Raw genomic sequence first — 9,669 nt, 5'->3', positions numbered from 1 at the left:
GACGCTCGGCGAGCGCGGTGTCGCGGTGGTCGAGGTGCAGAACCGGGTGCGCGGCTGGAACGCCCCCGAGCTGCCGGCGGTCGCGGACGCCCGCGAGGCCGCGGCCGAGGTGCGCCGCCGCTGGCCGGACGTCCCCCTGGTGCTGCTGGGCTGCTCGATGGGCGCCCGGGTCGCTGCGCGGCTCGCTGGGGAGACCGACGTCGCCGGCGTGGTGGCCCTCACGCCCTGGTGGCCCGAGCCCCAGCCCGGGCTGGCCGGCACCCCGACGGCGGTGGTCTGCGGCACCTGGGACGTCCTCACCCCGGTCCGGCGGACCCGACGCGTCGTCGCGGAGCTGGAAGCGAGCGGGACACCGGTGCGCACCGTGGAGCTGACCGGGGCCGGTCACCTCATGCTGGTCCGGCGCCGGGCGTGGTTCCGGGCCGCGGTCGACGGGGTCGAGCGGGTGCTGGATGGGTCCTTCTTCGGAACGAGCCGATAGGCTTGCTGCCGTGCCTCGTCCCGACGGTCGTCTGAACCACGACATCGACCCCGAAGAGCGCGGCCCCCAGGACGCCTGCGGGGTCTTCGGCGTGTGGGCTCCCGGTGAGGAGGTCGCCAAGCTCACCTTCTTCGGGCTCTACGCCCTGCAGCACCGCGGTCAGGAGTCGGCCGGCATCGCGGTCAGCAACGGCAGCCAGATCATGGTGTTCAAGGACATGGGCCTGGTCAGCCAGATCTTCGACGAGTCCACCCTCGCCTCGCTGCAGGGTGACGTCGCCATCGGCCACACCCGCTACTCCACCACCGGCGCCAGCGTGTGGAACAACGCCCAGCCGACCTTCCGCCCCACCGCCACCGGCGGTCTGGCGCTCGGTCACAACGGCAACCTCACCAACACCGACGAGCTCGAGGCCTGGCTGGAGAGCCGCCCGAACGCCCAGCCGGTCAGCCACAAGGTGACCATGGACTCCAGCAACGACACCTCGCTGGTGACCGCGCTGCTCGCCACCTACGACGACCTCACGGTCGAGGAGGCGGCGATGCAGGTGCTGCCGCGGCTGCGCGGGGCGTTCTGCCTGGTGTTCATGGACAACGACACCATCTACGCCGCCCGCGACCCGCAGGGCATCCGCCCGCTGGTGCTGGGCCGGCTGGAGAAGGGCTGGGTGGTGGCCAGCGAGACCGCCGCCCTCGACATCGTCGGCGCCGCCTTCGTCCGCGAGATCGAGCCGGGTGAGCTGGTCGCCATCGACGTCGACGGCCTGCGCAGCCAGCGCTTCGCCGAGCCGGAGCCCAAGGGCTGCCTGTTCGAGTACGTCTACCTGGCCCGTCCCGACACCACCATCAGCGGCCGCCGGGTGCACTCCGCCCGGGTGCGGATCGGGCGCCAGCTGGCCCGCGAGCACCCGGTCGAGGCCGACCTGGTGATCCCGGTCCCGGAGTCGGGGACGCCCGGGGCGATCGGCTACGCCGAGGAGTCCGGCATCCCCTACGGCCAGGGCCTGGTGAAGAACTCCTACGTGGGACGCACCTTCATCCAGCCGAGCCAGACCATCCGCCAGCTCGGCATCCGGCTCAAGCTCAACCCGCTGCGCGACGTCATCGAGGGCAAGCGGCTGGTGGTGGTCGACGACTCCATCGTGCGCGGCAACACCCAGCGGGCGCTGGTGCGGATGCTGCGCGAGGCGGGTGCCGCGGAGGTGCACGTGCGGATCTCCTCCCCGCCGGTGCGCTGGCCCTGCTTCTACGGCATCGACTTCGCCACCCGCGCCCAGCTGATCGCCAACGGTCTCGGGGTGGAGGAGATCTGCACCTCGATCGGCGCGGACTCCCTGGGCTACATCTCCCTCGACGGGCTCGTCGAGGCGACCACGGTGCCCAAGGACGACCTCTGCCGGGCCTGCTTCGACGGCGTCTACCCGGTCGAGATCCCGATGCGGGAGCGCACCGGCCGGCACGCCATCGACGCCTCCACCCAGCCGGCGCTCGAGCTCGACTCGCCGGACGCCGAGGAGTCGCAGCCGGCCGTCGGCACCCGCCAGCCGCAGGCGGTGGAGGCCCGATGACGACCACGCCCTCCGCCTACGCCCGCGCCGGGGTCGACATCGAGGCCGGTGACCGGGCCGTCGACCTGATCAAGACCTCCGTGGTGCGCACCCGACGGCCGGAGGTGATCGGCGGGCTCGGCGGCTTCGCCGGCCTCTTCGACGCCGGTGAGCTGCTCCGCCGCTACTCCCACCCGGTGCTCGCCACCTCCACCGACGGCGTCGGCACCAAGGTCGCGATCGCCCAGGCGATGGACGTCCACACCACCATCGGGCGCGACCTGGTGGGGATGCTGGTCGACGACCTGGTGGTCTGCGGCGCCGAGCCGCTGTTCGTCACCGACTACATCGCCTGCGGACAGCTCGTCCCCGAGCGGGTCGCCGACATCGTCTCCGGCATCGCCGAGGGCTGCGTGCAGGCGGGCGCGGCCCTGCTCGGCGGGGAGACCGCCGAGCACCCCGGGCTGCTCGCCCCCCACGAGTACGACGTCGCCGGTGCCACCACCGGTGTGGTCGAGCGGGACGCCATGCTCGGCGCCGAGCGCGTCCGCCCCGGCGACGTGCTGGTGGCGATGGCCTCGTCCGGGCTGCACTCCAACGGCTACTCCCTGGTGCGCAAGGTCGTCGCCGACGCCGGGTGGGCGCTGGACCGCGACGTGCCGGAGTTCGGCCGCACCCTCGGTGAGGAGCTGCTCGAGCCGACCCGCATCTACGCCCTGGACTGCCTGGCCCTGATCGAGGCCTGCGAGGTGCACGTGATGAGCCACGTCACCGGCGGCGGGCTGGCCAACAACCTGGCCCGGGTGCTGCCCGAGAAGCTGTCGGCCACCGTCGATCGCGGCAGCTGGCAGCTGCCCCCGGTGTTCGACCTCGTCCAGCGGCTCGGTGATATCAGCACCCCCGACATCGAGGCCACCCTCAACATGGGGGTCGGCATGGTGGCGGTCGTGCCCGAGGACGCGGCGGCCACGGCGCTGGCCACCCTCACCGGGCGCGGCGTCCCGGCCTGGGTGTGCGGACGGGTCGAGGACACGCCCGGCGGGACGGTGGAGCTGGTCGGCGAGCACCGCTGACCGGCTGGGGGAGCCGCCCGGGAAACCCCGGGCGGACGCTGCTTTGCGTGCCTGGGTCGCTCGGGTAGATTGAGCCCCACGAAGATGACCACACAGAGCCGCGGTACCGCCGCGCGCTGATGAAGCGAGGGGGTCGCCCGTATGGGACGCGGCCGTGCGAAGGCAAAGCAGACCAAGGTCGCCCGTGAGCTGAAGTACCGGTCGGTGGACACGGACTTCTCCTCCCTGGAGCGCGAGCTGGCGGGTCGCCCCGTGGAAGACCGTCACGAGGTCCCCGATCCGTATGCCGACCTGGCGGACAAGTACGCCGTCGACGACGACGAGGGCGAAGGGGTCGGTCAGTACCGCCGCTCAGGGTGAGGCCGGGGTCCGGGCTGCTACCAGGCGGCCGGACACGCCACTAGCCTGTGCGGCATGACTGAGCCTCGTTTCCCGCAGGACCGTCAGCCCGAGAGCCCCGACAACGTCGAGCAGTCGTGGGAGCTGGGTCCGGACGTCGACCCGCTGCAAGCGCAGGGCGCCGACCCGCAGCAGGATGAGGCAGGCCCCGCCCAGGGCAGTGGCTACGCCGGCCCCAGCTACTCCACGCCGTCGTACCACCAGCCTGGTGGCGCGGGCGACCAGCCGGCTCCGGCCAGTGCCGACCAGGGCTCCTACGGGACGTCCACGGAGACCGACGCAGGTTCCGCGCCGCAGCCCACGCAGCCGCTGCCGTCGGCCGAGCAGCTCGACGACCCGGACGCCGCCGACGCCCCGTCCGACGCCGGGCAGCAGCCCGGGGCGTCCCAGGGCGAGCCGTACCCGACCGGGCAGTACCAGACGGGCGCCGGCGGCGATGCCGCGTTCGGCGCCGGATCGGTGCCGTCGGCGCCGGAGCACCAGCACGCCGATCCCTACGCCGCCGGCCAGGCCTCCGACCCCTATGCCGCTCCGGCGGGTGGGCCCGGCCCGTACGCCCAGCAGGGGCAGCCGAGCGCGGACCCGTACGCGCAGCAGGGTCCGTACTCCCAGCCGAGCGCGAACCAGTTCGGTCCGCAGGGCGGGTACTCCCAGCCGGGCGCGGACCCGTACGCGCAGCAGGGCGGGTACTCCCAGCCGAGCGCCGACCCGTACGCGCAGCAGGGTCCGTACTCCCAGCCGAGCGCGAACCAGTTCGGTCCGCAGGGTGGGTACTCACAGCCGGGCGCGGACCCGTACGCGCAGCAGGGCGGGTACTCCCAGCCGAGCGCCGACCCGTACGCGCAGCAGGGTCCGTACTCCCAGCCGAGCGCGAACCAGTTCGGCCCGCAGGGTGGGTACTCCCAGCCGAGCGCCGACCCGTACGCCCAGCAGGGCCCCTACTCCCAGCCCAGCGCCGGCCAGTACGCCCAGCAGGGCGGCTACTCCCAGCCCAGCGCCGACCCCTACGCCCAGCCGGGTGGCTACGGCCAGGACCCCTACGGCTACCCGGGCCAGCCCGGCCCGATGGCCCAGGGCGGCCCTGGTGCGCCGGGACAGGCCGGCTGGGCGCAGGGCGCCCCGGCCGGCCCGCCGGTGAGCCAGAGCGACGAGAAGACCTGGGGCACCCTCTCCCACGTCGGCATGCTGGTCGGCGGCTTCGTCAGCGGTGGCTTCCTCGCCTTCGTGGTGCCGCTGGTCCTCTTCCTCGTCTACAAGGACCGCTCGCCGTGGCTGCGCTACAACGCGGTCCAGTCGCTGAACTTCGGCATCCTGGCCGCCATCGTCTCGGTGGTCAGCGCCATCCTCAGCACCGTGCTGATCGGCTTCCTCACCTGGCTGGCGATCGGCGTCGTGGGGCTGATCTTCGGCATCCAGGCGGCGACGAAGGCCAACAACGGCGAGTTCTACAAGTACCCGCTCAACGTCGGCTTCGTGAAGTGACGGGTCGGGCGTGACCGAGGACGTCAGCTGGCGTCCCGACGTCCTGCCCGGCTACGAGGCCACCGACCTGCCGCTGCCCCGGGCGCTGCCGGCGCCCGGGGAGGCGGAGGGTCCGATCTCGGCCACCCTCGTCCGGCGGGTCGCGGGACGTGACACCACCCGGGCCGTGCTCTACCTGCACGGCTGGAACGACTACTTCTTCCAGACCCACCTGGCCGACTTCCTCGCCGGGCTGGGCTTCGCCTTCTACGCGGTGGACCTGCGCCGCTACGGCCGCTCGACCCGTCCCGGGCAGGTGAGTGGCTGGATCACCGACCTCGAGCTCTACACCGAGGAGCTGGACGCCGCCCTCGACCTGGTCCAGGCCGAGCACCCCTCGGTCACCCTGATGGCCCACTCCACCGGCGGCCTGGTCGGCGCGCTGTGGGCCGACCAGCGTCGCGGCGAGCTGGACGGGGTCATCCTCAACTCCCCGTGGCTGGACCTGCAGGGCTCGCAGATGCTCCGCACCCTCGGCTCACCGCTGGTCAGCACGCTCGGGCAGCGGCTGCCGACCGCGGTGCTGCCGCTGCCGGAGTCCAACCACTACTTCCGCAGCGTGCACGCCAGCCAGGAGGGGGCCTGGGACTACGACCTGGCCTGGAAGTCCAGCTCGTCCTGGCCGGTGCGGGCGGGCTGGCTGCGGGCGATCCTGCAGGGTCACCAGCGGGTCGCCGCCGGGCTGGCGATCGACTGCCCGGTGCTGGTGATGTGCTCCACCCGCAGCGACTTCCGCCGCAAGTGGCACGAGGACCTGCGGCTGGCCGACGTCGTCCTCGACGTCGAGCAGATCGCCACCCGGGCCGTCCGGCTGGGACCGCACGTGACCGTGGTCCGCATCGCCGGTGGGATGCACGACCTCACGCTGTCGGACGAGCCGGCGCGCACCGTCGTCTTCGACGAGCTCCGACGCTGGGTGCGCGGCTACCTGACCGGCTGAGGGACGCCGTCGGAGGCGAACGGCGGCACAGGATCCGGGCCGCGACCGGTGCTGTCCAGCGGATGAGGCCAACGTCACACCCGCGAGGCCCCCGTCGGGCCGCCCCCGATTTCCGGGTGCCGGGGCGAAGCGCAAGAATGAGGGCATGAGCACAGGACCCCACGTGGTGGTTGTCGGCGCGGGCTTCGCCGGAGTGGCCGCCGTCCGCCGGTTGACCAAGCTGGGATGCCGGGTGACCCTGGTCGACCGGCACCCCTACAACACCTTCCAGCCTCTGCTCTACCAGGTGGCCACCGGTGGTCTGAACCCCGGCGACGTCACCTACTCGCTGCGCGCGCTCGCCGCCAAGCAGCACCGTCGCCTCGCGCGCTTCCGCCGCGCCATGGTCACCGGCATCGACCGGGAGAAGCGCCAGGTCATCGTCGACGACGGCCCGCCGATCGACTACGACTACGTGGTCCTCGCCAACGGTGTGACCACCAACCACTTCGGCATCCCGGGCGCGGCGCACTACTCGCACTCGCTGTACACCCGCAAGCAGGCGATCGAGGTCCGCGACACCATCTTCGGTGCCATGGAGCGGCTCGCGGCCAACCCCGAGGAGGCCGAGCGCGGGTTCACCGTGATCGTCGTCGGCGGCGGCCCGACCGGTGTCGAGATGGCCGGCTCACTGGCCGAGATGCGCACCTACGGCGTCCCCGTCGTCTACCCCGAGCTCAAGCCGGAGAACGTCCGGGTCGTGCTGGTGGAGATGATGGACGAGCTGCTCGGCCCGTTCGAGGCCGACCTGCGCGCCTACACCCGCAAGGAGCTGGAGGAGCGCGGGGTCGAGGTGCGCACCGGCACCGCGATCGCGGAGGTCCGCGCCGACAGCGTCGACCTCAAGGGCGGCGAGACCATGCAGGCCGACCTGGTGATCTGGGCCGCCGGCATCGGTGGCTACAGCTTCGTCAAGGAGTGGGGCCTGGAGACCGGCCGCGGTGGCCGCATCCTGCTCGAGGACACGCTGCTGGCCAAGGGCGAGGAGCGGATCTTCGTCGCCGGTGACTGCGGCATGGTGGAGTCCGGCCCGCTGCCGCAGCTGGCGCCGGTCGCCATGCAGCAGGGCAAGCACGCCGCCGACAACGTGGTGGCGCTGGCCAAGGGCGAGCCGATGAAGGCGTTCAACTACGTCGACAAGGGCACGATGGCCACCATCGGCCGCAACGACGCCGTGGTCGAGCTGCGCGGCGGCATCAAGTTCAAGGGCTTCATCGCCTGGGCCGCCTGGGTGGCGCTGCACATCTACATGCTGCTGGGCGGCCGGAACCGGGCGCAGGCCTTCATCAGCCTGATGACCCGCTACCTGACCTTCCCGCGGAACTCGGTGGCCATCGTCGGTGACGTCGCCGACACCCCGGGGCGCAAGGAGTTCATCGCCTCCCTGGCCAAGGCCCGCGAGAAGTCCGCGGGCGAGGTCGACGCGTCCGACCTGCCCGAGCAGGGCACGGCGCAGGAGAACACCGAGACGCCGGCCCCGGAGGTCAGCCGGGCCTGACACGTCCGTCCGAGAGGGGTCCCGCCAGCCGGCGGGGCCCCTCTCGTCGTCCCGGGCGCGGGAGCACCCCCGAAGACGACGAACGCCCCGGTCCACGGGGACCGGGGCGTCGGGGTGGTGGCCAGGGCCGGGTTCGAACCGGCGACCTTTCACTTTTCAGGCGAACGCTGCTACCAGCTGAGCTACCTGGCCGTGTCGGTCGAGAGTGCCTCTCAACCACAAGAGCGGCTCAGATCCAGTGGATCTTCACCGCTCTCGCGACCCCGACGGGACTCGAACCCGCGACCTCCGCCGTGACAGGGCGGCGCGCTAACCAACTGCGCCACGGGGCCCGGATCTTGCTGCGGGCCTCACCGGTCATCTCGACCAGCGCGCGCAACTATAGCCGAGCGTCCACCCCAGTGCGAATCGGCCGGACGGGCACCCCGGCACCTCCAGACTGGGGCCATGACCGGCTACCACCAGATCCTGCTGCCCGGGCGGCACCACCTGCTCACCCGCTTCCAGACCGCCTACCTGCAGGAGCTGCTCGCCGGCCGTGTGTGCGACACAGACGGACGTCCGGTGCCGGTGGCCGACGGGGCGGAGGTGGTCTGGGCGGTCACCTCGGCCAACCACCGCGGCACCCGCCGCAACCCGGTGGCGGCCAACCGGCGCGAGGCGATGATCGAGCGGGCCAGCACGCTGGAGCGGCTGCCCTCCAGCGTGGTCGCGGTGGTCGACACCCGACCCACCGAGCGGTTCGCCAGCACCGTGGTGGAGACCGTCGCCACCGAGCTGGGACGCCGGCCCGACCCGGAGCACACCGTGGTCGCCTGCTCCACGCCCGAGGTCGCGGCGATGTACCGGGCGCTGGGCTACCCGGTCGTCGCGGTGGAGGCCGACGAGGAGACCGCCGGGCGGCTGGCGGCGTCCGGGCTGGAGCCGCGGCGGCCCTGGGACGTGCTGGAGCTGCTGGTCGCCGGCGACCCCCGTTGGGCCGAGCTGGCCCACCCGGCCACCGTGGACGTCTACCGCCGCTACGACCTCGTCACCGAGGTGGTGCGGATCGGCACCGACCCGGTCGTCTCGGCCGAGGGCGACCTGACCGGGACCCGCGACTACCGCAGCTACGCCGAGTCCTTCGAGGTGGCCTCGGACCGCAAGTGGGAGCAGGTGCGTCCCTTCGTCCGGCCCGGACGGGTGGTCGACCTGGGCTGCGCCACCGGCGGTCTGGTGGAGCGGGCCGCGCGGGCCCCGGAGCTGCACGAGAGCGACCTGTTCGGGGTGGACGTCGCCCGGCACCTGGTCGCCGAGGCCGAGCACCGCAAGGCCCAGGGCGTGTTCGCCAACCCCAACGTGTGGTTCCTGCAGCGCAACCTGCTCGCCGACCCGGTCTTCCCCGACGCCTCCGTCGACACCACGATCACGCTCGCCCTCACCCACGAGATCAGCAGCTACGGCGACGGCCCGGCCGACCTGCGCCGGCTGGCCCGGAGGATCGCGGCGCACACCCGTCCGGGTGGGGTGTGGATCAACTCCGACGTGGTCGGTCCGGCCGGCGGGGACCGGAGGGTGGTGCTGCGGCTGCGCACCGACGACGGCGTCGACCCGGGCGGTGCGGTCGAGCTGGACGGGCTCGACCCGCGGCAGGTCACCGAGCACGTGAGGTCGCTGTCCACCCGCGCGCGGCTCGACCAGTTCGCCCTCGACTTCCCCCGGCTGTCCGGCGGGGACTTCCACCCCACCCCGGTGCCCGGTCGGCCCGGGGAGGTCGAGCTGACGCTGCGGGAGGCGATGGAGTTCCTCACCACCAAGGACTACGTCGGCAACTGGCTGAGCGAGTGCCACGAGCGCTTCTGCGACCTCGACGTCGACGACTGGGTGCGGCTGGTCACCGATTCCGGGTTCGTGGTCGACCCGGCCAGCCGGGCCTGGCGCAACGAGTGGATCGTCGAGCACCGGTTCGACCCCGTGGCCGAGCTGCTCGACCCGGCCGACGGCCGTTCGCTGCCCTGGCCCGACACCCACCTGCTGCTGGTCGCCCGCCGCGAACCGGCGGCCGCGGCGGTCTGAGCCCGCGCCCGGGGACGACGCGACCCCGGCCCCGCGCGGGGCGGGACCGGGGTCGGGTGCGGGCGGTGCGGCTCAGGCCAGGGTGACGGCGCGGGCGGCGGCCTCATCGATCCGCTG

At 72.8% G+C, this 9,669-nt stretch carries 8 protein-coding genes and 2 tRNA genes; 8 read left to right on the top strand and 2 right to left on the bottom strand.

The window, feature by feature from the left end; genetic code table 11:
- The 7 genes from DVA66_RS12575 to DVA66_RS12545 all read left to right on the top strand — a co-directional run.
- Positions 1-481: hypothetical protein (locus tag DVA66_RS12575; RefSeq protein WP_232821933.1), on the top strand; the 481-nt coding region annotated here is incomplete at its 5' end.
- 10 nt (positions 482-491) lie between these two features.
- On the top strand, positions 492-2,048 hold the full coding sequence (purF, locus tag DVA66_RS12570; protein WP_114560397.1) for an amidophosphoribosyltransferase: 1,557 nt from the start codon (positions 492-494) through the stop codon (positions 2,046-2,048).
- The gene (purM, locus tag DVA66_RS12565; protein WP_114560396.1) at positions 2,045-3,100 is read left to right on the top strand and encodes a phosphoribosylformylglycinamidine cyclo-ligase; all 1,056 of its coding nucleotides are present in this window, start codon (positions 2,045-2,047) and stop codon (positions 3,098-3,100) included. Before purF ends, purM begins: the two co-directional genes overlap by 4 nt.
- 141 nt (positions 3,101-3,241) lie before the next feature.
- Positions 3,242-3,460 (top strand): DUF3073 domain-containing protein, encoded by a 219-nt coding sequence (locus DVA66_RS12560; protein WP_114560395.1) that lies wholly within the window; start codon positions 3,242-3,244, stop codon positions 3,458-3,460.
- 54 nt (positions 3,461-3,514) lie between these two features.
- Positions 3,515-4,981, top strand: coding sequence for a DUF4870 domain-containing protein (locus DVA66_RS12555; protein WP_114560394.1), 1,467 nt, complete (start codon positions 3,515-3,517; stop codon positions 4,979-4,981).
- Positions 4,982-4,991: 10 nt separating this feature from the next.
- Complete coding sequence (locus DVA66_RS12550; protein ID WP_114560393.1) at positions 4,992-5,960, top strand: alpha/beta hydrolase; 969 nt, start codon at positions 4,992-4,994, stop codon at positions 5,958-5,960.
- Between the two features lie 145 nt (positions 5,961-6,105).
- Positions 6,106-7,497: an NAD(P)/FAD-dependent oxidoreductase gene (locus DVA66_RS12545; RefSeq protein ID WP_114560392.1), complete on the top strand. Its 1,392-nt coding sequence runs from the start codon at positions 6,106-6,108 to the stop codon at positions 7,495-7,497.
- A 115-nt stretch (positions 7,498-7,612) separates the two neighbouring features.
- Here DVA66_RS12545 and DVA66_RS12540 read toward each other — a convergent pair.
- Both DVA66_RS12540 and DVA66_RS12535 read right to left on the bottom strand, forming a co-directional pair.
- Positions 7,613-7,689: transfer RNA gene (locus DVA66_RS12540), tRNA-Phe, on the bottom strand.
- Between the two features lie 66 nt (positions 7,690-7,755).
- A tRNA-Asp gene (locus tag DVA66_RS12535) sits at positions 7,756-7,829 on the bottom strand.
- A 115-nt stretch (positions 7,830-7,944) separates the two neighbouring features.
- Here DVA66_RS12535 and DVA66_RS12530 point away from each other — a divergent pair.
- The gene (locus DVA66_RS12530) at positions 7,945-9,552 is read left to right on the top strand and encodes a class I SAM-dependent methyltransferase (RefSeq protein ID WP_114560391.1); all 1,608 of its coding nucleotides are present in this window, start codon (positions 7,945-7,947) and stop codon (positions 9,550-9,552) included.
- The last annotated feature ends 117 nt before the right edge of the window (positions 9,553-9,669 follow it).

The sequence above is a fragment of the Desertihabitans aurantiacus genome, from assembly GCF_003344635.1.
Lineage (GTDB): Bacteria > Actinomycetota > Actinomycetes > Propionibacteriales > Propionibacteriaceae > Desertihabitans > Desertihabitans aurantiacus.
The sequence above is the reverse complement of the archived record's forward strand: the minus strand, read 5'-3'. Positions and strand labels throughout refer to the sequence as shown.

Coding starts and splice junctions, on each gene's coding strand:
- DVA66_RS12530 (WP_114560391.1), top strand. CDS start 7,945: ATGACCGGCTACCACCAGATCCTGCTGCCCGGGCGGCACCACCTGCTC.
- purM (WP_114560396.1), top strand. CDS start 2,045: ATGACGACCACGCCCTCCGCCTACGCCCGCGCCGGGGTCGACATCGAG.
- DVA66_RS12555 (WP_114560394.1), top strand. CDS start 3,515: ATGACTGAGCCTCGTTTCCCGCAGGACCGTCAGCCCGAGAGCCCCGAC.
- DVA66_RS12560 (WP_114560395.1), top strand. CDS start 3,242: ATGGGACGCGGCCGTGCGAAGGCAAAGCAGACCAAGGTCGCCCGTGAG.
- DVA66_RS12545 (WP_114560392.1), top strand. CDS start 6,106: ATGAGCACAGGACCCCACGTGGTGGTTGTCGGCGCGGGCTTCGCCGGA.